The sequence below is a fragment of the Lacticaseibacillus thailandensis DSM 22698 = JCM 13996 genome (assembly GCF_001312865.1).
In the GTDB taxonomy this organism is placed as follows: domain Bacteria; phylum Bacillota; class Bacilli; order Lactobacillales; family Lactobacillaceae; genus Lacticaseibacillus; species Lacticaseibacillus thailandensis.
Genome location: NZ_BBER01000002.1, coordinates 126040 through 150020, shown reverse-complemented (window position 1 = coordinate 150020; position 23981 = coordinate 126040). Strand labels below are relative to the sequence as shown.

At 55.7% G+C, this 23981-nt stretch carries 21 protein-coding genes and 3 pseudogenes; 7 read left to right on the top strand and 17 right to left on the bottom strand.

Going from position 1 to position 23981, the window contains the following annotated elements:
• Positions 1 to 3: 3 nt before the first annotated feature.
• Positions 4 to 1965 (top strand): annotated as a pseudogene (locus JCM13996_RS04280) (PTS fructose transporter subunit IIABC).
• A 69-nt stretch (positions 1966 to 2034) separates the two neighbouring features.
• Here the strand turns inward: JCM13996_RS04280 and JCM13996_RS12345 are convergent.
• Positions 2035 to 3381, bottom strand: a complete 1347-nt coding sequence (locus tag JCM13996_RS12345; protein WP_162205184.1) for a gluconokinase — start codon at positions 3379 to 3381, stop codon at positions 2035 to 2037.
• Entirely contained in the window at positions 3314 to 3595 is a 282-nt protein-coding gene (locus JCM13996_RS12340) for an FGGY family carbohydrate kinase (RefSeq protein WP_054749902.1), read from the bottom strand. The genes JCM13996_RS12345 and JCM13996_RS12340 overlap by 68 nt, the downstream gene beginning before the upstream one ends.
• Positions 3596 to 3738: 143 nt before the next feature.
• On the opposite strand from JCM13996_RS12340, the gene JCM13996_RS04265 reads away from it, so the two are divergent.
• Both JCM13996_RS04265 and JCM13996_RS04260 read left to right on the top strand, forming a co-directional pair.
• Entirely contained in the window at positions 3739 to 4629 is an 891-nt protein-coding gene (locus JCM13996_RS04265; RefSeq protein WP_054749900.1) for a deoxyribonuclease IV, read from the top strand.
• A gap of 18 nt (positions 4630 to 4647) precedes the next feature.
• Positions 4648 to 5475 (top strand): dihydrodipicolinate synthase family protein, encoded by an 828-nt coding sequence (locus JCM13996_RS04260; RefSeq protein ID WP_054749897.1) that lies wholly within the window; start codon positions 4648 to 4650, stop codon positions 5473 to 5475.
• A gap of 108 nt (positions 5476 to 5583) precedes the next feature.
• Here the strand turns inward: JCM13996_RS04260 and JCM13996_RS04255 are convergent, their stop codons facing one another.
• The 5 genes and pseudogenes from JCM13996_RS04255 to msrB all read right to left on the bottom strand — a co-directional run bounded on the left by JCM13996_RS04255 (position 5584) and on the right by msrB (position 8873).
• Positions 5584 to 6210, bottom strand: coding sequence for a histidine phosphatase family protein (locus JCM13996_RS04255; protein WP_054749895.1), 627 nt, complete (start codon positions 6208 to 6210; stop codon positions 5584 to 5586).
• Positions 6211 to 6221: 11 nt separating this feature from the next.
• Positions 6222 to 6592 (bottom strand): annotated as a pseudogene (locus tag JCM13996_RS04250) (HAD hydrolase family protein).
• A complete protein-coding gene (locus JCM13996_RS04245; RefSeq protein ID WP_054749890.1) occupies positions 6589 to 7023 on the bottom strand; it encodes an HAD family hydrolase in 435 nt (144 codons plus the stop codon). The pseudogene JCM13996_RS04250 and the gene JCM13996_RS04245 overlap by 4 nt, the downstream one beginning before the upstream one ends.
• Positions 7024 to 7392: 369 nt before the next feature.
• On the bottom strand, positions 7393 to 8349 hold the full coding sequence (locus JCM13996_RS04240) for an aldo/keto reductase (RefSeq protein ID WP_054749887.1): 957 nt from the start codon (positions 8347 to 8349) through the stop codon (positions 7393 to 7395).
• A gap of 92 nt (positions 8350 to 8441) precedes the next feature.
• Positions 8442 to 8873 carry a peptide-methionine (R)-S-oxide reductase MsrB gene (gene msrB, locus JCM13996_RS04235; RefSeq protein ID WP_054749885.1) on the bottom strand — a complete coding sequence of 144 codons (432 nt, stop codon included), beginning with the start codon at positions 8871 to 8873 and terminating at the stop codon, positions 8442 to 8444.
• Positions 8874 to 9163: 290 nt separating this feature from the next.
• Here msrB and JCM13996_RS04230 point away from each other — a divergent pair, with 290 nt between their 5' ends.
• On the top strand, positions 9164 to 10093 hold the full coding sequence (locus JCM13996_RS04230; protein ID WP_054749884.1) for a LysR family transcriptional regulator: 930 nt from the start codon (positions 9164 to 9166) through the stop codon (positions 10091 to 10093).
• Positions 10094 to 10634: 541 nt separating this feature from the next.
• On the opposite strand, the gene JCM13996_RS11115 is transcribed toward JCM13996_RS04230, so the two are convergent.
• On the bottom strand, positions 10635 to 10838 hold the full coding sequence (locus tag JCM13996_RS11115) for a hypothetical protein (protein WP_162205183.1): 204 nt from the start codon (positions 10836 to 10838) through the stop codon (positions 10635 to 10637).
• A 58-nt stretch (positions 10839 to 10896) separates the two neighbouring features.
• On the opposite strand from JCM13996_RS11115, the gene JCM13996_RS04220 reads away from it, so the two are divergent.
• On the top strand, positions 10897 to 11295 hold the full coding sequence (locus tag JCM13996_RS04220) for a Crp/Fnr family transcriptional regulator (protein WP_054749880.1): 399 nt from the start codon (positions 10897 to 10899) through the stop codon (positions 11293 to 11295).
• A 1443-nt stretch (positions 11296 to 12738) separates the two neighbouring features.
• Here the strand turns inward: JCM13996_RS04220 and JCM13996_RS04210 are convergent.
• The 3 genes from JCM13996_RS04210 to JCM13996_RS04205 all read right to left on the bottom strand — a co-directional run bounded on the left by JCM13996_RS04210 (position 12739) and on the right by JCM13996_RS04205 (position 14761).
• Positions 12739 to 13524, bottom strand: a complete 786-nt coding sequence (locus tag JCM13996_RS04210; protein WP_054749876.1) for a hypothetical protein — start codon at positions 13522 to 13524, stop codon at positions 12739 to 12741.
• A gap of 422 nt (positions 13525 to 13946) precedes the next feature.
• A complete protein-coding gene (locus JCM13996_RS12850; protein WP_162205182.1) occupies positions 13947 to 14195 on the bottom strand; it encodes an HAD family hydrolase in 249 nt (82 codons plus the stop codon).
• Positions 14120 to 14761 (bottom strand): HAD-IIB family hydrolase, encoded by a 642-nt coding sequence (locus JCM13996_RS04205; protein ID WP_162205181.1) that lies wholly within the window; start codon positions 14759 to 14761, stop codon positions 14120 to 14122. Before JCM13996_RS04205 ends, JCM13996_RS12850 begins: the two co-directional genes overlap by 76 nt.
• 531 nt (positions 14762 to 15292) lie before the next feature.
• Between JCM13996_RS04205 and JCM13996_RS04200 the strand changes: the two genes are divergently transcribed.
• Positions 15293 to 15772: a hypothetical protein gene (locus JCM13996_RS04200; RefSeq protein ID WP_162205180.1), complete on the top strand. Its 480-nt coding sequence runs from the start codon at positions 15293 to 15295 to the stop codon at positions 15770 to 15772.
• Positions 15691 to 16911, top strand: coding sequence for a bifunctional diguanylate cyclase/phosphodiesterase (locus tag JCM13996_RS04195; RefSeq protein WP_054749872.1), 1221 nt, complete (start codon positions 15691 to 15693; stop codon positions 16909 to 16911). Before JCM13996_RS04200 ends, JCM13996_RS04195 begins: the two co-directional genes overlap by 82 nt.
• Before the next feature lie 127 nt (positions 16912 to 17038).
• Here JCM13996_RS04195 and JCM13996_RS04190 read toward each other — a convergent pair whose 3' ends face one another.
• The 6 genes and pseudogenes from JCM13996_RS04190 to JCM13996_RS04165 form a co-directional block, all read right to left on the bottom strand.
• A complete protein-coding gene (locus JCM13996_RS04190; protein ID WP_156321859.1) occupies positions 17039 to 18400 on the bottom strand; it encodes a PTS transporter subunit IIC in 1362 nt (453 codons plus the stop codon).
• 87 nt (positions 18401 to 18487) lie between these two features.
• Positions 18488 to 19912: pseudogene (gene lacG / locus JCM13996_RS04185) on the bottom strand (6-phospho-beta-galactosidase).
• An 18-nt stretch (positions 19913 to 19930) separates the two neighbouring features.
• Entirely contained in the window at positions 19931 to 20257 is a 327-nt protein-coding gene (locus tag JCM13996_RS04180) for a PTS lactose/cellobiose transporter subunit IIA (protein ID WP_054749870.1), read from the bottom strand.
• 50 nt (positions 20258 to 20307) lie between these two features.
• On the bottom strand, positions 20308 to 21177 hold the full coding sequence (locus tag JCM13996_RS04175) for a PRD domain-containing protein (protein WP_054749868.1): 870 nt from the start codon (positions 21175 to 21177) through the stop codon (positions 20308 to 20310).
• 27 nt (positions 21178 to 21204) lie between these two features.
• Entirely contained in the window at positions 21205 to 22959 is a 1755-nt protein-coding gene (locus JCM13996_RS04170) for a PTS lactose transporter subunit IIBC (protein WP_054749865.1), read from the bottom strand.
• A 306-nt stretch (positions 22960 to 23265) separates the two neighbouring features.
• On the bottom strand, positions 23266 to 23952 hold the full coding sequence (locus JCM13996_RS04165; RefSeq protein ID WP_054749863.1) for a Crp/Fnr family transcriptional regulator: 687 nt from the start codon (positions 23950 to 23952) through the stop codon (positions 23266 to 23268).
• Positions 23953 to 23981 lie beyond the last annotated feature (29 nt).

Genomic DNA, 23981 nt, shown 5'->3' with positions numbered 1-23981 from the left:
ATCATGGACATTCGCGAATTACTATTAAAAGACGTCATGATTATGAACCTCAAAGCCACGACGAAGGAGGAAGCCATCGACGAGATGGTCGCCAAGTACGCCGAGCAGGGAATCATTACCGACGCCGAATTGTACGCCAAGGATATCCGCAAGCGTGAGGGTGAGTCCACCACCGGGATCGGTGACGGAATCGCCATGCCCCACGCGAAGGACAAAGCCGTTACGCGGGCCACGGTCCTCTTTGCTAAGAGTGACGCTGGGATCGACTTCAACGCCCTCGACGGTCAACCGGTCCACCTGTTCTTCATGATTGCCGCCCCGGAAGGCGCCGACAACACGCACCTGGCCGCCCTCGCCGCCTTGTCCTCCCTGCTGATCAACCTGCAACTGGTTGCTCAGTTGAAGACCGCCAAGACGCCAGACGACGTCGTCAACTTGTTCAGTGCAGCGCAGGAAGCTAAGGAAGCCAAAGAGGCAGCGGAAAACGCTCAGTCTGACGCATCCACCAATGCCGACCAGGCCGCCCCACAGGCAAGCACCCAGACCGCAACCACCGGCACTAAGCCGTTCATCGTTGCCGTCACGGCTTGCCCCACTGGCATCGCCCACACCTACATGGCCGAAGCCGCGCTGAAGGAACAAGCCGAAAAAAATGGGCGTCGACATCAAGGTCGAGACCAACGGTTCTGAGGGGGTCAAGCACAAGCTGACCGCCGACGATATTGCCCGCGCGCAGGGGGTCATCATTGCTGCCGATAAGAAGGTCGACATGGACCGCTTTGACGGCAAACACCTGATCAACCACCCCGTAATCGATGGGATCAAGAAGCCGGAAGAATTGATCACCACGACTTTGCACGACGAAGGCCCCATCTTCCACGGTAACGGTGCTGGTGGCGCCGAAGACGAGGAAGAAACTGGCTCCCTCTGGAACCGCATCTACAAAGACCTGATGAACGGTGTTTCGAACATGCTGCCATTCGTTGTTGGTGGTGGTATCATCATGGCCATTTCCTTCATCTTTGAACGTTACGCTGGTGCTCACTCCGGGCTGTTCACGTTCACGAACAACCTGGGGAACTACGCCTTTAGTTTCTTGGTCCCAGTCCTGGCCGCTTACATTGCCGTATCGATTGGTGACCGCCCCGCCCTGATGCCTGGGTTCGTCGGTGGCTGGATGGCCACGTTGACCGCCGCTTCCTTCGTTAAGGCCCAGAACCCCGCTGGTTTCCTGGGTGGCCTGGTCGCCGGGTTCGTTGCCGGCTGGATGGTCGTCGGTCTGAAGAAGCTGTTTGCCGGCATGCCACACAACCTGGACGGGATGAAGACCATCCTGATCTATCCGGTGATTGGACTCGCCATTATGGGCTTGATTATGTTCTTCATCGTCAACCCGATCTTTGCCGCCATTAACGGTGCGCTGATCGGTGCCCTGGAATCCATGGGCACTGGTAACGCCGTGCTGGTCGGCACCATCCTCGCCGCGATGATGAGTATCGACATGGGTGGCCCCTTCAACAAGGCCGCTTACACCTTCGCCATCGGGATCTACTCCGCATCCAACTACACGGATGGCCGCTGGATGGCTGCCGTCATGGTTGGGGGCATGATTCCACCACTGGCCATCGCCCTGGCTTCCACGTTCTTCCCCAAGAAGTTCACGGAACAGGAACGTCAGTCCGGCCTCTCCAACTACGCGTTGGGTCTGACCTTCATCACTGAAGGTGCCATTCCGTTTGCTGCGACCGACCCAGTACACATCATTGGTAGTTCCGTTATTGGTTCAGCCATTGCTGGTGCGCTGACTCAACTGTTCAAGGTCAATGTTCCTGCTCCTCATGGTGGGATCGTGGCGTTAGCCTGACCAACCAGAAGCTCGGCTTTCTCGTTTCCTTGGTTGTCGGTGCGGTCGTTGCTGGTTTGATTCTCGGCATCTGGCGGCCAGTAGCAAAGGAAAACGCCTAAGGCCAGATTTGCATACAAAAAGCGGTGTACCCTAGCGGTACACCGTTTTTTTTGTTACCCATGCAGTGTTTATTGCCCGTGATAATCGCCCGCACCGGCTTTGCCGGCATGGAGGGTCTGGAAAGTCGCCAACTGATCGTCCACGGCCCGCGTTTGGTCCACCAATTGGCACCATAGCGGGTACAGTTGCGCGTAAACCGCCACGTCCGCAGACTGTGGTGGCACCATCTGGAAATGTTGTTGTAAGTTATCGATCAGCGGCTGGGTGGTCACACCAAGGCTACGCAACCCCAACATGGCGGCACCGCGGGCCGAACTGTCGACGCCCTGTGGAATGGCTAACGGTCCGTCCAGGACGCTGGCCAGAATTCCACACCATAACGGGCTGCGTGCAAAGCCGCCAGCCGCAGCCACCGTGGTCACCGGGCCCGTCACGTTAATGACGGTGGCCAGCACCCGTTTGAGGTTGTACGCAACCCCCTCTAACGCCGCCCGGGCCATGTGTAGTCGGGAGTGCTCAGCGTTAAGCCCATGGAACGCCGCCCGCGCGTTGGCGTCCCATAAAGGGGCGCGGGCACCGTGCAGGTACGGCACAAACAGTAGTCCGGCGGCACCAGCGGGAATGTTCGCCAACGCCCGCAATAACGTTGCGGTACTGGTGCTACCAACCTGTGCGGCCGCGCCGGGCAACTGCGGGAAGAGGGCGGTTTGGAGCCATTGCAACACGTTACCACCGTTGCTCGTGGCACCGCCAACCACCCACTGGTGCGGCGCCAGGTAGTAGGTAAACAGGTCATGATGTGGTGCCACCAGCGGCCGGTCAGTCATGACCCGGACGGCGCCGGATGTGCCGATGTTGATGGCGGCCGCCCCGGGGTTGATGGCACCGAGGCCCAGATTGCTCAACACCCCATCGCTGGCGCCCACCACCACCGTGACCTGCGGCGATAGTCCTGTGGCTTGGACTGCGGCTGGGGTCAAACCGTGCAGCTGGTAGCCGGTATCCACCAACGGCGGTAATTGGTCCAAACGCACCCCGGCTAAACTCAGCGCAGCTGGGTACCAGGACAAACTGCGCACGTCCATCAGTCCGGTGGCACTAGCAATCGAGTAATCCTCAACCAGTTGGCCAGTCAGCCGGGCCAGTATGTACTCCTTGATGCCCAGTACGTAGTGGGCCTGCTGGAGCAAGTCGGGCCGCCGGTGGTGCAGCCACATAAGTTTGGCTAGCGGCGTCATCGGGTGCGCGGGGATGGGGACATGGGCAAAGAAGTCGGTGCTGGCAATAGTCCGCTGGATGGTGGCAACGGCGCCGCGGGCCCGGGTATCAGCCAGGTCATCAATCGTGTCAACGGTTGCAGGTGGGCGTCCACCAACAGGAGCTATGCATCGCCGCGGAGAACGATAGTCCCGCAATGGCGGTAGGCGCGATGCCACCCGCACCCACGACGGTAGCGATACCCGTGAGCACCGCTTGGTAAATGGCGTCAGGATCTTCTTCGGCCATGCCAGCCGCATCCTGGTATAGCTGGTAGCCGTTGTTGGCCCGGGCTAGTTGGGTGCCGTGGTCGTCATACAGAATCACCTTCGTGCTCGTTGTCCCGATGTCCACCCCGATAATGTACTCCATCCCGTCTGTACCTCCCTATTCGTTCGTACCTACCGTCATTCTACCAGGTTTGGTTGCTTCTTGGTTGCCAACCCCAGATTCGCACCACCAACTAACGCCTGTGCTACACTAAGGCCAGTAGCCAAGACGAGGAGGAAGACAGTATGTTAATTGGTGCAAACGTCAGTATGTCGGGCAAAGCAATGTTCCCCGGTGCGGTCGCGGAAGCCGTCAGTTATGGGGCGACGACGCTACAGTTCTATATCGGTGCGCCCCAAAACACCCGCCGCAAGGACGTGAGTGCCATGCGGATTTCCGAGGGCCTGGCCGCCATGAAGACGGCTGGCCTCAGCCACCTGGTAATCCACGCGCCGTACATCGTCAACCTCGGCAACACCAAGAAACCGGGCAACTACGACTTTGCCGTTGAATTTATGCGGGCCGAAGTCGCCCGTGCCGAGGCCCTCCACGCCTACAGCATGCCGTTCCATCCCGGTGCACACGTGGGGGCCGGCGCCGACGCGGCCATCGCCCAAATTGCGCGCGGACTCAACGAGATCATTACGGCGGACCAGCACGTCACCATTGCGCTGGAAACCATGGCTGGCAAAGGCACGGAGGTCGGCCGCACCTTTGAGGAACTTGCTGCCATTCTGGACCGCGTCACGAATAACGATAAAGTCATGGTCACCATGGACACCTGCCACATGAGTGACGCGGGTTACAACGTGCGCGACGACTTTGACGGCGTCCTCAACGAATTCGACCACGTGGTGGGGCTCGACAAACTGAGCATTATTCACGTCAACGATTCCAAGAATCCTCGTGGCAGCCATAAAGACCGCCACGCCAATATTGGGGCTGGTACCATTGGCTTCGACGCGCTCTACGCCATCGTCCACCATCCCCAACTCACGGATATTCCGAAAATTCTCGAGACCCCATACGTCGGGCCGGACAAGCGCCACATGCACCCACCTTATGGCGTGGAGTTGAATTGGCTGAAAACTGGCAACTACCAGCCGGAGGAGTTAACCGCGCTGGCGCAATCATAACAATAGAAGGACATGCCCATGACTACATTACAACCGTTCCAGGCGGCGGTTCCCACCGCCTTTAACGACGACGAGTCCCTGAACGTGGACGCCACCATTGCGCACATCCAGTACCTCGCTCACCACGGGATTCGCAGCGTGCTGGTCAGCGGCGCCACCGGTGAGCAGCATAGTCTGACCCTGGCCGAAAAGCAGGCCCTCGCGGTGGCCGTTAATAATGCGTCATTCCCCGACGACCTCGAAATCATCTTTGGTGTTGCTAGCATCCAGCAACGTGAAGCCGTCGCCCTCGCCACCACCGTTGCTGCCCAACCGCGTATCAGCGGGATCTTGCTCGGCTTGCCACCGTACATTCTGCCCACGCAACAGGAGGCGGCTAACTACGTCCGTGCCATCATGGCCGCCGCCCAGCGTCCCACCATTCTCGCCAACGACCCGCACCGTACGGGCTTCAACCTGGAGCTAACCACCTTGCGGCAACTTGTCCGTTCGCCGCAAGTGGTGGGCCTCAAAGAAGCGGGTGACCCTGAACGCGTACCCGCCATTCGTCAGCTAATGGGTAATGACTGGCCCATTTACACTGGTAACGAAACGGACCTACGCCACCGCCTGGCGCTGGGTTATAACCACCTATCGTCAATCAGCGCCAACCTGTACTCGGAAGACATGCACACGTGGTTTGACCACCTACGCACCGGTACACAGGGGCCCGATGACCTGATGATACGCCGGCTGGCCGCAATCCACAGCGGCAGCACCCTCACCTTTGTTAAGGCGCGAATCACCGCCCAGGAGGGAACCCCCATGGGCCAACCACGCACACCACTAGGTAACTTTGCCGAGTAAGGCTAATTTGATTATATCGTCACATTCAGGCCGCTGACTAGCAGATTAGCGGCCTTTTGGGACGCAAAAAGGGGCCACCCACTACGGTGACCCCTGGTCGATAATTAGTTAGAAGTTGAGCGGTTGGCCCGCACCCGGTTTCACGTTCCACGCTGCTTTGGTCCAAGTCTGCCCATCCGTCCGCAACACCGTGACGCTGGTATTGGCCACCTCACCGGTATCCCGAGCGTGGTCCAGCGGCACGCCAGTCAGCACGTTGGCGGTCACCGTCAAGACGATACCGTGGCTGACGACCAACGCCCGGCCCGTTGGTCCTACCGACACAGCCAGATCGTTGAAGGCCGCGCGCGTGCGCCGCAGCAATGCCTGGTAACCCTCCGCGTGCACCGCCCGGTAATTCCAGTGTTCCATGTGGTGGCGGTAATTAATGAACTCGGGGTCATCCATCCACGGCGCCAACAGCTGGCCGTCCCAATCGCCGAGACTCATCTCGCGCAGGCGGTCGTCGAGTTCAATTGGCGCGTCGGCCGCCGTCACTAGCCGTGCCGTCGCGACCGCTCGGGGCAACGGCGAACTAACAATGCGGTCAAAGTGGATGCCTTGTAGCAACGTGTGGACGGCTTGCGCCCCCGCCACACCCTTGGCGGTCAGTGGGCCGTCCACCCCACCGCCATTAAAGCGCCCCTCTGTGTTCACGACGGTCTGGCCGTGGCGCACCAAGTATAAGTAGGTCAACTGCTCGCCCCCTAAATAATGTCCGCTAAGACTTTATCAATGATCCGCAAAACCCCGTGGCGTCGGTTGGACGCCGTGGTAAAGCGCGCCGCCGCAGCAGCGGGCGGCAGGGCGTTGAGCACGTGGTAGCTGTACTTCACCGTCCGTAACATCGGTACATCGTTGGCGCCGTCACCGAACGCATCATGTGGGCGGTCGGAATGCCGTACGCCGACCCGATCTGGCGAATCGCCGCCCCTTTGTCCACGTCGGGATTCATCACGTCAACAAAGTGGACGCCGCCGACGGTCACGGAGAGGTCACTACCAAAGGGCCGGTCAAACTCCTTCTCCACCCGGTCGTACGCATCCCCATCCGGATAGAAGGCCGTGAACTTGGTCACATCCTGCTGGAACTGTTCAAGGTGGGGCACCACGCGCACGGCGTTGAAAAAGTTACCCAACTGGGCAATGTAGCGCCGATCCCGCGCATCGATGTACCTGCGTCCACGCCTGACAGGATGGGCACCCCCGCGCGCTGCCGCTGGGCATGCACAACTAAGTGCTGCTGGGTCGCCGTCGGCAGGGCGTTGGTGTACACCCGCCGACTGCCCCGCTCAATTACGGCCCCATTGTCGCCGACCAACGTCACCGCTTTGCGTACGGGAGCGAAGAGTCCCTGTAGGGTGGCAATGGAGCGTCCGCTCACCGCGGCGAATTCCACGCCGTGCTCACGAAGGGCACGAATCCGGTCAAAGAGGCCGGTGGGCACGCTGCCATCCTCCTCCAACAACGTGTGGTCCATATCAGATGCAATTAGCTGAATGTCGGTCATGCGGTTACCCCCAAAGTTAAGTAACACCAGGGCGCCAACCCTGGTGTCTGTTACATAACCCCATTCTAATCCGGCGCATGATTGGGGACAAGATTAGGAGAGCAGAATCTGCAGCTGGTAGTGGGACTGCGGCTGACGGGCCCAGCTTGGGTGCACGGCGGGTTCCACACCCCCCAACCGACCACTGAGGGTAAACAGTGCTAGTGATATTCAACCCACCACGAACCCAGGCCCAAGCGCAAGTAGCGTAAGTTCTAATTAATGTTGCCCGCCCGCCAAATTGGCAAAAAAAATAGCCACCCGCCGAAGACCGCCACGCGTCCTTCTGGGGAAGCTATATTTTACCAAATCACGCCTAACCGCAAACCATTACGGCATATCATTCCCAGCAGCGTAGTAAATGTCGTACCACTCCTGCCGGGTCAGGTCGACGTCCGCACCAGCCGCACTGTCGCGGATGTGATCCGGATTCATCGTCCCGATAATGACCTGCATGTGGGCCGGGTGCCGCAGAATCCATGCCGTGGCAATCGCATTCTTCGATACACCGTGCTTCTTAGCGGCCACGTCCAGAACCCGGTTGACCTCCGGGAAGGCCGGGTTGTTAATGAACGTACCCTCAATCTGACCGTACTGGAATGGTGACCACGTCTGAATCGTCATCTTGTGCAACCGTGAGTATTCGATCACACCGCCATCACGGTTGATACTGCCGTCATCCGTCATGTTCGTGTGCATCCCGAACGTAATCGGACCCGTGTGCATCACACCAAACTGTAGCTGGTTGATCAGTAACTTCTGGTTCACTACCGACTGCAACAAGTCGACCTGCCGTGGGTTGAAGTTTGATACCCCAAAGTGGCGCACCTTGCCGCTAGCCAACAGTTCATCAAACGCCGCGGCAACCTCATCGATTTCCATCAGTGGGTCGGGCCGGTGTAGCAACAATGCGTCCAAGTAGTCAATTTGCAGACGCTCGAGGACGCCATCAACGGCCTCGAGAATGTGACGCTTCGAGAAGTCGTAACGCCCACCATACGGAGCCGCGCCTAACGGGGAGTCACCTTTGCTTTGAACAATTCCGACCTTCGACTGGATGAAAAAGTCGTTGCGGTTAGCGCCCGCACGCTTGAGTGCCTGGCCCAGGACCCGCTCGGAGTCACCAGCACCATAAATGTCCGCAGAATCAATGTAGTTGATGCCCACGTCCTTGATGGTGTCCAGCACGGTCGCCGCCTCGGGTACAGACAACGCGTTCATCCGCATCACGCCTAACGCTACGGCGGATGCCTGGTAGTTACTATTGCCTAATTGTACTTTATGCATATTGCTAACCTCGATTCTATGAAATCGTTTCCTTTTTAAAAGTAAAACAAGCCGCCACGAACGTCAAGTCGTGGCGGCCTAATGTCACCTGTTTATTGAAATAGTTGCCGGTACTCGCCATAACCTGCCGCCTCAAGGTCCGCCACGGGGATAAACCGCAACGCTGCGGAGTTAATACAATACCGCAGGCCACCCGCCGCGGCCGGCCCATCCGAAAAGACGTGGCCGAGGTGCGACCCGGCGCTTTTGCTCCGCACCTCCGTCCGCTCCATGCCGAAGCTCTGGTCCCGGTGCTCAGCCAATTTGGTAATTGGCCGCGTAAATGACGGCCAGCCACAGCCCGCATCATACTTATCCTGCGAAGAAAACAGCGGCTCGCCACTCACAACGTCCACGTAAATACCCGCTTGGTAAAAGTCGTCGTACTGGCCGCTAAACGGGCGTTCAGTCGCGGCCTCCTGCGTCACCGCGTACTGTTCGGGCGTCAACCGGCGCCGCAACGCCTCATCATCTTTGTCTGCCAATGGTTACATCCCCCTTTGTCCGGATACCGTTACTTTTTGTTAGTGCTTGTGGTTAGAATACCACTAACACCATTACCTGCCAACAGCGGTCCAGCGGCGGCAGTTGGGTAATTAGCACGGATACCGACCGCCATTGGGTGCCACTTTCTACTATATTATTAGTACTACGCGCTCCTACCCCAACAGTACCCATGGGACTGGCCAACACACCCCACACTTGCACCCCATTGACGTTGGGCGCATACTGACTAATGATAAGGTTAGATTACGGTTACAAAAGGAGGTCGCTCATGACACCACCACTAAGTCACGAACGTCAGCTCATTAACATCCTCACCGAGATTAGCCAGACCGGGAGTGTCTCCCAGACTGCAGCCAACCTCTTTATGACGCAGCCCACCGTCAGCAAGCTGATTCGCAACCAGGAAAAACAGTACGGCGTCGCGCTGATTGACCGCGCCCAGCACCCGCTGCGCCTGACGTACGCGGGTGAATACTACCTCCGCCAGATGCAGCAACTGGTCCGCTCCTTTCAGACGGTCAGCAACAACCTCAAAGCCTACGCCCATACCGACGTCGGCCGCATCACGTTGGGCGTTAACCCGTCCCTCGCCCAAGTCATTTTGCCGCAACTCTTACCGGAATTTCATCGGCGCTTTCCCCAGGTGCAGATCCACCTCTTTGAACAACCCGCAGTCGCCATGGCGCAAGCCGTACTGGCTGGCGACATCGATATGCACATTGGGATTGGCCGCACCTACGACGAAGCACTGGAGCACCAACGTCTGTTCACGGATAGCGCAGCGTTGATCATGCCCAGCCGCCTATTGCCGCCCGACTTTGACGCCAACGCCACTCCCGGAATCGCCACGCTGATTCACGACCAAGACTTCATCGCCGAAACTGACGACTCGGGCTTTCAGCACCTTGTAACCAGCTTCCTCGCCCAAAACGAGGCGACCCCCAACATCATTTTGCGTACCCCTAACCTGACCACCGCGGTCCAGTTGGCCAACGCCGGGTTGGGTGCCACGATTGTGCCGGCGTCCCTACTGACGGCCACCACCCTTCAGGGTGACACCCAAATTGTGCCGCTGCCCGTAACCGACTTTCAGGCTGATGTGGCCATCACCTACAAAGTTGGTATGCCCCTCAGTGAACCCGTCCAGGAATTTCTCACGTTGGCGCAAGCGACTTTCGACCCCACCAAGATGCCGTAATCGCGGGGACACTGCACATACACGTCTACAGGTCACTGGTGCCTTGCACAATCGCACTGCCTCACCTTCAGTTAGCGTCCATAACACCGATACCGCCACACAATAACACCCCACCGCGTGATTAGGCGCCAATGCTTGGTGTTATCTATGACTAGTTGGCGCCGCGCATACATATAACTAGCACCAATGCTTTTTTTTGCTTTACTTTCATTATGTAAACCAAGTAAAATAAGGGTGTCAGAGCAACCGGAATATTTTGCAACACCTTCCACCCTCCTCGACGGCAAGCGGCCCGCCATCAAGGTGCCAGTATTATTTTTTTTGAATCAGATGCATGGTTTATAACATCATAAAATTAACACTGTTAATTATCGACGAATATTTTCGTGTGTAAATTCTACGCATATAATTGGGGAATGATGGCATCGGTCACACCGAATGCGCACGTCGACCCTCAGGTAGTATTCACATACCATGGCAAGCCGAATGCACCCGCCGGTCACCATCCGCAGACATCCGGGGAGATGCAACAATGAACAAATTAAACTTCTACGTCAACGGGGACTACGCCAAGTTTAAGTCCCTTCTTACTGGTCTTGCGACTAAACGCATCACCGTCCACGTCGGTGAACGCCTGCAAGACACCAATGGCCGCCATTTCTACTACTACATTGAGGACGGTCTCATCATGCGCTCGGTACTCTTCAAGTCGGGATTGGAGCACGGTCTTTTGTTGTGCGGTCACGACACACTTACACCAGTGTACCGTTCCGAAGGCACCAGCAGAGAGCACGCTCAGCCTCGTGGCAATTCACGAAGCCCACGTCTTAGCAATTAGCCATGATAAGATCGACCAACTGGTGTATAACAACCGCGACTTTAATCATCAACTCATTCTCAGCTACCAGCGCAACATCGATTACCTGATCCGCAAAAAGGAGTTGTTGCTGACCAGTACGGGGTGGCAGCGACTGGCATACTACCTGACCTGCTACCTGGACGAATACGAACCCAGCGATGATACGGTCCACGTGAGCCAATCACTAATGGGCAGTCTGGTCGTGCTGAACCCGGTCAACACCTCCCGCAACATGAAAAAGCTCCGGCAACTCGGGCTGATTTCCACGGATCGCAACGGCATTAAGGTGCTGCAGCGCGAAAAGCTGCGGCAGTTGGGCGAGATCGAAGAAATTACAATTTAACGTCAGCCAGAAGGTGGTAGCGTGTGGCTGCCGCCTTTTTGTATGGCGTGAATAACTCCATATACTCAGGTCGAGCACGGCGCGCACCAAGTGGTCGCCGTAACCAAATGCGTTCATGTAAACACGGACTGAATTATGACCGACAGTGGCAAAGTCAATCGTTACCATAAGCGCAAGCATACCGATTTTTCAGAGATTTGTGCTACCGTCACCCAACATTTGCCATGATTAACGCCAATTGGTACGGCTAATTTCCTTGATTGCGTAAGCCCAGGCGCTAATTGGTCTAAATAACAGACCTTTTTTTGTCGAAATATAAGTTTGTTTATCTTGCGATAATGGACAAGTATATACAAAAAAAATGTATAGTTTCATCTGTAAAGTGTAAGTTGTGGGTACGCTGCGGACCAAATGGACGGAGCACTTAGCAACTGAACGTATGGTTACCGATACTTGTTGAAGCAATTCAACGTTCGCGAAGGCGCCACGGTGGGGGCCGTGGAGTATTGGGTGCCTGCGTTGCCTGCGTGTGGGGCACGCCTCAGCAGGATTACCAGGAAGAAGTGCGCAAGTGGGACATTGGCTCCCCATGCGGGCTTCTTTTTTTTGCGCTGGCCCTTAGCGCTTTAGCGCTTAGGGCCAGCCACTCGCAGGGCTCGCAAAGCTAGCCCGAGAGACTGCAGCCCGATACATACCGGATGTCAGAACGAGTTCAGTGACAGATTATCACTACCGCGCTTTAGCGCTTAGGACCAGCCACTCGCAGGGCTCGCAAAGCTAGCCCGAGAGACTGTTGCCCGATACATATCGGGCGTCAGAGCGAGTTCAGTGACAGATTACCACCACTGCGCTTTAGCGCTTAGGACCAGCCACTCGCAGGCTGCGCGCCAGCTCAGCCGAGAGACTGTTGCCCGATACATATCGGACGTCAGAGCGAGTTCAGTGACAGATTACCACCACTGCGCTTCAGCGCTTCGGGCCAGCCACTCGCAGGCTGCGCGTCAGCTCAGCCGAGAGACTGCAGCCCGATAATTATAGGTAGTAACGGAAATCGAAACGCATCCCACCACCGCCGCTCTTTTCAACTTCCTATTATCTATGATAATATTCGCCCACCCACAACCCGTGTCCCACTTCACGCAACAAAAAAAGGCCCCCCGCTGTCCACACGGAGGTCCTCAATGAGGGAGGGTAATGTGATTCTGGGAAACCACATCACGATTATGAAGAAGAAGTTTAGGAGCGAGGTTCTGGGGTACCTCGTTTCTATGTTGATTAGTATGCCGGGAAAGTGTGAAGAAACTGTGCAGGCCGAGTTACGCTTCTTTGCCAATTCCCTTAAGGTGCCATTAAGATATCCCAACCTTCACCATACAAATAGACCCGTTAATTACGTGTCCGCAACTAACGGGTCTATTTATGTACCTATGAATGTAATACTAACTAGTTAGCAAAGTACAGACGTACGTAACCATTGGTAGCTTCACAGGTCTGGAAACTGATCCCGCCCCACTTAGCCTTACCAGCCATCAACGCGTCATACGCCGCGTCGGTCGTGTTGTTCTGGTTGTACAGCACCTGACGGATGGTGTACTGGTGGCCGTTAACGGCAACGGTCGAACCAACACCAGCACTAGCCAAAGAACCAAACGCTACCCCCGTCCGTTCGAACAGGTAGTGGTTGCTCATGCCAGTCCACTGGTAAACGTAGCTGTCGGCTGGAACTGAACCACTACCACTAAAGGACCGGATGGCGTACGTGGAGCCACCGATCGTGAAGCCTGTGGTTGGCGTGGTTGCATGGCTAGCTGCCGGTTGACTGGTTTTGGCTGCTGGTGCCGCGGCCGTAGTGTTTGCACTGGCTGCAGTACTCGTGGTACTGGTGCTGTTAGCCGCCTGGCTGGCCTGGCTACTGCTAGTACTGGTCGCACTCGCCTGGCTGGCACTCGTGTTGCTAGCGCTGGACGCACTAGCAACCTTAGCCTGCTTAGCCGCTTTAGCTGCTGCCTGTTGATGGTCCTTTTTGGCCGTCTTAGCAGCAGTGTCCTTGCTCTTCTTGGCCGTAGACTTCTTGGCAGTATCCTTCTTCACCACTTTGTGGGCCGAAGTTGACTGCGAAGAGCGCACTGCACCATTAGCACTGCCTGACTGACTTGGTGTCCCCCCCAGGACGCCAACTGCCAACAAAGCCGCACTTGCTACAGAAGCAAATACATATTTAATTTTCAAAAGTATCCCCCAAAACTTAAAAACCTAGTAACAACCTACACTCAATAACGTGATAATAGCCGGTAATCATTGGCACGTCCTTATCTTTGGATAACTTTTACCCAATAAATACCTTTGTACATGCTAGTGAAGCCGCCTTCATTCTACCAACCAGTACCTTTGCCTAAATTGGAATAACAGCAAATTTATTTTTCAAATTATGGCAACTTGGTAAGAACGGCCAATGTTTTGCCGCTCTCACACACATACAATCGTGCCCAATGCTGATATTTAAAGGGCGCAACATGGTTATGATAAAAGTGGCGTTATCATTACCATCACCTGGAAAATATATTATTTAACGTCAAATAAAAAAAATCGGTCGCAATCAAATAAGGATTGCCGACCGACATGCATCTTTTGGCATACTGATATCAATTTAACTAAATACCGAAGCGGTTGATTGCTTCCGCGACCCCACCAGCATTATTATCGGCGACCACAGCGTCCGCCGCCTGCCGCAACGCCGCAGCGCCATTACCCATAGCGACCCCAACCCCGGCCGCTTGAATCATTGGGAGGTCATTACCCCCATCGCCGATGGCTAGCGTGGCGGCTAACGGCACCTTGAAGTAGTCGCGCAGGAAAGCCAACGCCGCAGCTTTGGTAACGCCGCGGTGCGTGATTTCCAAATAGGTCGGCTTGGAACGAGAGAGGCTAGGTCTAATTCTGGCCGGTCTGCCAGCGTCGCCTGTAACACGTCGATGTCGGGCTCTTCACCCATCACCAGCACCTTGTGGATCGGGTCTTCTCCCGCCAACACCTCGTGTAGCGGTTGGACCTCCGGCGGGAAGCCCGTGATGTCCGCTTCCTGTGTCTCCCAGTACTCCTGCTCATCCACAAACCAGTGCTGGCCGGAAAAGACGTTGATGCTTAAGCCGGGATCCTGTTGCCGGGCAACCTGGTATACCGTCCGGGCCGCGCCCGGTGCTAGTGGCGCCTCATAAATGGGGGCAAGCACGCCGTCCGCATCCCGTTGGGCGATGTACGCACCGTTGAAGCTGACCAGCGGCACGTCAAAGCCGAGCTGGTCGGCCAAGGCCGTCATTCCCAACGGTGGGCGGGCCGAGGCCAACACGAAGCGGCCACCGCGCGCCTTAAAGTCCTGGATCGTGGTCACAACCTTTGCGGGAATCACGTGGTCATCGTTGACCAGCGTCCCGTCGATATCACTCATGATCAGTCGTACCTTTGCCATTATGACTACCCCCATTCATCATCCCCAGTTTAGCACGATTGGCCCCATTGAATAGCGCTTACACCACAATTTCCACATCTTCACTAGTCCAGCATTAGTACTGCCCAATAGTTGTATTACGTTACCATAACTGATTGATTAATTTGCTTGTAGATTGGCGGATGAAGACATAAACTGAACGTAGATAAATAGGCAAACATCCGTTGCTTATTGTACGTTTATTGCACTACTGCACTCGTGGTAACATCAAAGTCCCAGGCATTTTGGTGGCACCGTTTGTAGCTGATCGTTACCAGCGTTAGGCCCATCTTCGGGGGAACATGGGCTTAACCAAGAACCGCATTTGGGGAGTACTGTCCATGTCCATCAACCAAATCCAACCACAAATTGTTCAACTCGTGGTCATGACGTTTTTTTATCACTAGTTTCATCGGCTTCTACGCTAATTACTGGCACCGCCTCGTCACGTTACGGCGCACCGACCCGCAAGGCCAATTTTCGCGGCTATTGCTCTCACTCGGTATTGTCGCCGTGGGCATTGTGCTATTCGTGACCGCGCGGATGGTGGGCCAGTACAACGCAATTACCTACACTAACGGCGCGCTCATCATGCTGGCAGCCGTCCTTTTTGATACCGCCACGACCCGCACCGAGTATGCTATCCGCGTAGATGGCCTCCTCATCGTCTGGTTAACCGCCCACTGGTCCAACATCACCAGCGCCAACACTATTATTGCCACGGTGCTCCTGATTGCGGCCCTGACTGGGATTCGGCGGTATACGAACATGATTCGCCATAACCCGGCATTGACGGTTGGCCTGGCCGCAGTGGGGGCCGCTGGCTTCTGGCTCACCCTGCCAGCCCGGTCACCATTGGGCCCGGCCGGTAGTCCCACCAGTTTGGTACTAGCCATCGGGACCTCATTGCCATGGCCGCCATCCTCAGCCTGTACTGGACGTACCTGGAACACCTGCGGGCCAAAGCCGCGACGGCTAAAAACAACGTGTTGACCACCGCCGACACCTATGAACGCTATGAGCACCACATGACCGACGCCTTCAACTATTCGCAGGGACACGCGGGCGTTTTCACCATGGCCGTCTTGGATATCGACCACTTTACCCGCATCAATGCCAACTACGGCCACATGGGGGGCAATAGCATCCTCTTGGCGTTGACCCAGCTGCTGGAGGACACGTTACACCCATATGGTGACGCGGCGGAAATTTTACGGACTGGTGGTCAGGAGTTCATGATTGTCGTTAAGGACGTCACGGCGGACGACGCAATGCCAATCATCGTCGCTTGCTGGGAGGCGGTCCGGACGCACCCGTTCCAATACAAAGACGACCAGATAGCCATCACCGTCTCGGTCGGGGTCACCACTATGCAGCCAAGCGATGAGTCGGTGGAAGACACCTACCAGCGCGCCACAATCAACTTGCAAGAGAGTAAACGCTCCGGACGCGACGTGATCACCGTTGACGGGCAGGTGTACGGCCAGCACCACCGCGCCCACCACGCCGAACTGGCCTATTTTGGTCAGGGTATCTACGACGTAACTGGTGGCGACCCCCAAATCGTCCATAACGAACTATTGCTGCGTCAGTACGATGCCAACCACGACCGCTGGGTACTGCCCGAAAGCTTTGACATTGGCGTTGGCACTCAGATCGACCTGTTGCGCCGGTTTCTGCGTTACGCTACCTGCAAGTCCGTGACGCTCAACCTGACGGCTGACGAGTTTAGCGATGCAACGGTGGCTACCGCTTTGACCCTGTTCCATCAGCGCTCAGAGGGTCCCCATGAATTGATCGTGGAGATCATGGACGCGCCTAGTCTCAACTTTGTTCGCGAAATCAGTAGCATCTACCACGCCGGCGGGGTCAAAATCTACATCGACGACGTGGGGAGTGACAACAGCTTTGAGCTCGTTCACAAGCTCTTCCCGTACGTCGACGGCGTGAAGTTTGCCATGCAAAACTTGCGCAAGACCGCGACCTTCGACCAGATGGCGGAGCGCATCAAGTTCTGGACTGGTATCGCCCAGCAAAACCACCTGGAGTTTATTCTCGAGGGAGTCGAAACCCAGTACGAGATGGCGTTCGACCACTCCCACTTTGGCGTCCAGCTGGAGCAGGGCTACTAATTTGGCCGGCCGGCACCTGCGGAAAAGGGCGTTGATGAAGCGGTATAACTAACAACTGCACGTACAACCAAAGGGCAGAATCAACAGTCACACGACCGTTGATCCTGTCCCTTTTGCATACCCTTCATTATGACTCCGTGTAATCCCGGTTCCGGCGCCGCATCGCGTGGGCGTACCACGCGAAGAGTAACAGGTAGACCGTAAACGCCACTACCGTGATGACCAGCCACCGCCAATCACCGGTGTGGCAACGCCCCAGCGTGATGGCCAAAAACTGTTCGATGGGCCCTTCCTTGGTGGCCGCACTAATCGCCATGAGGTGTTGCGAACCGGCCAGTGCGTTGGTCGCGTGCGTGACAAACCCCGCGGACAGCGACCCAGCCCACAGAAACAGTGGTAGTTCGACCGCACCAATGACCACCATGCGGATGACTTTGCCTCGCGTCACCACTAGTAATGCTGGGGTCACCCCCATCGCCATAATTCCGCCGAGGGGGAGAATCCGGTTGCCGGGCAGCACCAGTGCTTCCAGCAACATGATGGGCGCCAAGATGTTGGCGGTCGCCCACACCTCGGCCCGGCTGGACAGAAACGCCCAATCCAAGCCGATGTTGAACGGCTGACCGGCAAAGTGGGCGTTCAGCTTGTCGGTGAGCGCCTGGGTCAGCGGGTCAACGGCGGCGGTGAACCAGCCCCCGATGATGTTAAACAGCTCAAGCGTGGTGGCTAACGTGAATCCCAGTACCAGCATCGGCCCCACGCCTAGCCGCCCCAGCAGGCCCACGAAAATACCAATGTACATCCCAATGGCAAAGCGGCTCCCCGCAAAGCCAATCCGGTTGTTTAGTGCCGCCGCATCAATGTCGTAGCGGTCCAGCCAACCTGAACACCGCGAATAGATACGGTCGAGCACCATCACCAGGGGGTTGATCATGTAGTTGAGGTGCGTGGTCGTCATCAAGCTACTGGTATCACCCAAAAGGTCGTTAAACGTTGGCTTCATCAGGTCGGCATTCATCAACTTTAATACGACCAGCAACACGATGAAGAGCAAGACGACCACTACCGGCGCCCCAACATACAGGGCCAGCAACCCCGTAAACGCCAGGTGCCAGATATCAAAAATATCGATATCAATGGTCCGCGTCCGGTGCCACTTAAACATCGCCACGTTGACCAGCAACGCCAGCCCCAGAAACAGCAGGGTGTACGGCGACGACCAGGTAATGGTCGCAATGGGCGCCCAGCCAACGTCCGCCACCGGTAAGTCAATGCCAGTGTGCTGAGCCATGGCGCGTAACGCCGGCTGGTAGACCGTGGTCAGCACACCCACCGTAGCGACAATCCCGGTGATGGCGATTGCTAGCTGGACCGCGCCCGCAACGGCTTTGCTGAAGTGGGCACCACTCACCCAGGCTGCCGCGGCTAGGCACAGGGCCATCACCACCGTGGGGTTGGCCCGCACAAAATCCCAAATTACGTTCATCATCAATTCCCCCTCGTCTACAACGCGAAAAGGCACAACCGATACGATCAGTTGTACCCTTCACGAGACCATCACCGATAGTCGGGGTGATTAACTACCGATGGTCCGCCCCAGCTCACGGAACCAGAGTGCACTCTTCTTAATCTCACGGGCCTGCGTATCAAAGTTGACGTAGAACAGGCCGTAACGCTTGTTGTAACCATTGGCCCAGGAGAACTGGTCCTGCAATGACCAAACAAAGTAACCTTGGACGTTCACACCTGCAGCACGCGCTTGTAGCAAGGCGGCCACGTGCCGGTCGAGAAAGTCGATCCGCTTATCGTCGTTGATCAGCTGCCCGACACCCTGGTATTCATCCTTGTAACCTAGACCGTTTTCGGTAATGTAAATCGTTTTACTTTCCGGATACTCACGGGCGACCCGCTTGAGCATGTCGTACATCCCCTCGGGGTATATATTCCAGTCCCAATCGGTTTGGTCCACGCCGGGTTTCTTGACGTGTTGCCCCACACCCTTGAACTTGAAATCACTGGTACCCTTCTCGCCGGTGCCGTTAAAGCGGTTGGTGCTTTCGCCGCTGTACGCAGCGACAAACGCCGGCTGGTAGTAATTCATGCCAAAGTAATCGTTCTGGGTGGCCGCCGCCTTAATGATATCCATGTCACCCGGCTCAATCGTCAGGTGCGCATCATTAGCGTCAAGCAACTCGTTGATGAGCGCCATCGTGTCGTCGGTGTACTCACCTTTGAACGTCCCATCCAGCAGGAACCGGTTCATGAACGCGTCTTCCAGTGCCGCCGCGTGTTGATTTTCCGGGGTCTCCGGGTAGGCGTAGACCGGCTCCAACACGTGGATCAGGCCGATCCGGCCAGCGTAACCTTTGTCCTTGAACAGGTTGACCACGCGCGCGTGGGCCAGCAACTCGTTGTGCTCAGCCTGGATAGCGCTAGTCACGTCAAAGTGGTGACTAGGCGGGAAGTTGCCCTGGATGTACTGCGAAAATGCCAGGGAGATCAGTTCGTTAATGGTGAACCAATTCTTGACCTCGGTAAATTCGCCAAAGCAGAAGTCGGCGTACCGTACAAACGCATCAATTGTGGCCCGGTTCAGCCAGTCCCCCGCGTCAAACAGGGTCTTGGGGGTGTCAAAGTGGTGTAGGGACACATACGGCGTGATGCCGTTCGCCAAGCAGTCGGCGAACAAACGGTGGTAGTAGGCCACCCCCGCCGCGTTGGGCTCACCCGTCCCGCTGGGGAAAATGCGGGACCAGGCGATCGACACGCGGATGGCGTTGAGCCGTACAACTTGGCCAACTCGATATCCTCCGGGTACAGGTGGTAAAAGTCGCTAGCAGGATCCGGGCTGAAGCGACCCTGCTGGGCCAGGTAGTCATCCCACATCGTCTTCCCCTTACCGTCCGCCTGGGTAGCACCCTCGACCTGGTAGGCCGCGGTGGCGCCGCCCCAAACAAAGCCGGCTGGTAATTTTTTTAACGCGATTCAACAAAGATGCCAATTTTGTTCTCCTCCAGTACTAGTGTTGCTGACTGGCAAACTGCTCTTCCAACTTGTGCAGCCGCTCATATTCGTCGATGAAGTACTTAGCTTCGTTCTTCAACATCATGGTTGTCATCAGCGTATCCTGCGCGTGGACCATGATGAACGTGACGTCCATTTCTTGGCCGCCGGCTTCCTGACTCAGGAGTTTGGTCTGCGTATTGTGCGCAAGGTTAATTGATTCTTCGGCGGACTTGACCAATTCACGTGCGTGATCAAACTCGCCTTTATGGGCCGCATCCAGTGCGTCCAGCAAGTCCGTTTCGGCATCCCCCGCGTACGCCACAATGTCAAACCCCGTCATTGAGATCTCTTTTTTTTGTTGCCATTATCAATTTACCCCCTGCGACTATTTTATTTTTGAACGTCGTTTTCGTGAATCAAGCGCTGAATATGAATGATAAAGTACAACCGCTCATTTTCAGTTAACTGCACGTGTAACCGCTGCTCCAGCTGCTGGGATATTTCCGAAGCAATACCGTATGAGTGCGGAAACTTCTGCCGGTACTCTTGGTAAATATCTGCACCCAGCGGCTCAGCATCCTGCGCGTTTTCCTTGACCCGCTCGACCATGTACTGCAAATGGATCATAAGGCGATCGAAGTAGTTCTGGTTGGCCACGTTGCGTTGAATATGGTACTCCTTGAATACGGCCTTCACCGTGTCGTTAACCACGCTGACCATATCCACGCTGGTGTCCGCCTGCGCCTCGTCATCATTTTCCTCGCCCTGTGCGTTGATAAAGTGCAACGCGAGGCTCTTGACCTCCGCCTGCGGAAACTGCACGTTCAGGCTGGTATTAATGGCTGCCAACGTATCTTGTGCCACCTGATACTCAACTGGGTAACGTTCATGAATGTCCGGGACCACGCTCGGCTGGTAGCGACCCGCCATCAACCGTTGATACATTTGGAACACGTGGTCCGTCAACGTGATGTAAACGTAGTTGAGTAACTGTAGGTGGTACTGACTTTTAGCCCGGTCCACCGCCCCAAAGACGGTCACTACGATATCGATGGGGATGTTTTTGAGTAAACTCGCGAACTGCCCACGGACGCGGCTATCGTCGAGGTACAGGATCTTCGTGGCCGCACTGGCGTCAATGACATCACCTTTGCGCTTACCAAAGCCAATGCCCTTGCCTTGTACGACGGCTTCTTTATCTTGACCAACTGCGACTAGGGCACTGTTGTTGTTATAGATCTGCCGAACTACTAACTTCATGGTGTCCCTCCTACTTCAACGTCGTCACTAATTCTTAGGTGCTTCTGGGTCCTCCGACTCATTCACGGCGTTCAGCACGAACTTCACAGCATTAGCCGGATCGTGTGTCAACTCAATGTACTGCTGACCCTTGGTAGCAACTAACTTAATACCTAACTTATCCGTATCAGCTTTCAAATCACTGTAATACGTCCGTACCTGAGGTGCCAAAACAACCAGGTCGTAGTTGGGCAGGATATCGTGGTGTGAACCATACGCACCCGCCGTGGCGACGATTGGTTCACCAGTGGCCTTCGCGCCTTCAACCAGCGCGTTGGCTAATTGTTCACTAGTACCACCGCCAGCACACAGAACCAAGACCTTCAACTGCTTATCAAGTTTCTTAACGGGCTGATCAGTGGTGCTGTCAGCTGCGTTGTCGGTGACAGCTGCAGCGGCTGGTTCAACGGTCGTCGTAGTCGTGCCAGCAGGAGCAGCGGTAGCGCCAGCCGTAGCAACGGCGGCACCAGCGTTGTTCGCTTCCTGCAGTACCAACGTCGCGTCGTACGCCTTGATGAATGGTAGGTAAATGAACGAATCAATGACTAACAGAATCGCCATCAATACCAGTGCACTCCACTGGAAGTTCGTATCCAGGAACGCCCCAATTGGCCCAGGTAGCGCCCAAGACAGCACGTACATAAACCCACGCATCAGGTGTAGATCAACGAACATCTTCCCAATGGCAACGTTGATCATTGGTGACAGCACGAATGGAACCAGGAAGTACGGGTTCAGTACGATTGGTGCACCAAACAGCAGTGGTTCGTTAACGGCGAACATAACGGGTACCACAGAAGCGGTCCCGATGGCCTTCAACTGCTTGGAACGCGCAAAGAGCAGGAACAGAATTGGTACCATGAACGTGGCACCAGTACCACCAAGTTCACCAACAAAGTTCAGGAAGTTTTCGGACAAAGCGTGAATTGGGAAGTGACCCGCTTTGAACAGTGCCAGGTTAGCGGTCGTGTTCCCGAACAGCGCAGATTCGATCGCTGGCTTGACCACGGATGGTCCGTGGATGCCCATGAACCAGAACAGCGGAATCAGGAACTCGACGAACATGATCCCAGGGTAAGTGTCGGCACCCTTGAAGATTGGTGCCAGGACGGTCTGAATAACCTGGGCAAATGGTACGTGGACCCAAGCACGGGCAGCAACATCAATCAGGGAGAAGATCAGGGTTGCCATCCCGAACGGAATGATGTCCCGGAAAGTCTGGGAAATCGCCCCGGGCACTTCCTTTGGTAGCTTGATCGTCAAATCACGAGAAACACAGAACTTGTAAACCCAAACAGTCCCAAAGGCGGCTACGAATGCGGACAGAATACCATCCGTCCCGAAGAAACCGGGGATGTAGTTGCCAGCCTTGGTCGTACCGATGGCCAGCAACATGAAGCCGACCATCGCCGCCATCATGGTGGAGGTGTTGTTAATGAAGCGACCACCCTTCATCCGCTGGTTCATGGAACCGGTCAAAGCCTTGGCGGTCGTCCCGGCAACGTAGAACCCCACAAAGCCCATGGTGTAACTGTAAATTTTATTGAACCACGCGTTCAAATCAACTGGGATCTTGATCCCAATGAGCGGTGGAACGTTTGATAGCAAAATGAAGATACTAGAGAACAGGATGATCGGCATGGCGGCAATAAAACCATCCTTGATGGCCATCAGGTAGATGTTACGAGAAATCTTCTCGAACAACTTCTGATGTTTCTCTAGGCGTTTGATGATGAATTGCATGATTTTTCCCTCTTTCAGCATCAACATACCACGACAAATAATTGCAATTGCAGGAGCATCCCGGGAAGCATCGACGCACCGTTTTTGGGCATAAAAATAACCGTGGTGTACAACACTAGCATCATCTAGTGTTGTTCAGCCACGGTCACGCCTAGTCTAGTAGTAACGATCCGTTTATGCTGTTGCTCTCAACACAGCTATAATAACCCGCACGTACCGTTTTGTAAACGCTTTCTGGGTAAAAAAAACACTCAGTTTGGGCGTAACGGCACGAGAAGATTTAAAACGGCCAGAAATTATCGCTGACTATTCGTTCAAAAAAATAACGTTTGGAGCGCTGATACTGTGACATTCATAGCACCCGCACCATCTGCCCTGCATCGCGATGCGCCCCTCCGTGACCAGCTGCTTCAAGTTGCGGCTCAAAGTTTCCGGGGTGATACTCAGCCACCCCGCCAAGTCGTGTTTGCTCATGGGCAACCGAAAGTAATTCGTCCGTAGGTGGGCACCGGTATCTTCGAGGTACCGTAACAACCGGTCGTGTGCCGTCAGCGTACCCAGCCCCGCACTGCGGTTTTCCAGCATGGTCAGCCGGTTGCCAAAGGCGCTGAGGAGGCTCACCGCGAGCTGCGGGGTCGTGGCCACTAACTCGCGAAAATCATCCCGACGAATTGAGCAAACCCGGGCGTCCGTTATGGCTACCGCTGAATTCTGGTGTGCCACGTCGGCAAACAGCGCTGCTTCACTATCCACGGACCGCGGCTCTAGCAGGTACATAATGTGTTCCGTCCCGTCCGCCGCGGTACGAAACACCTTCACCCGGCCGCTGTCCACCACTAACATCCGCTCGGCCGGCTCGCCAGCCGCGTACAACAATGCCCCTTTGGCAACGGGTTGCTGGTGGGTCGAGATTTGCGCTAGCTGCGCAATAATCGGGGCGGGCAGCCCGGCAAAGATGGGTGCGCCGGCGACACACTGTTGCGGATCATGCATACTCAGTACCTCCACGTAAAATTGATAAA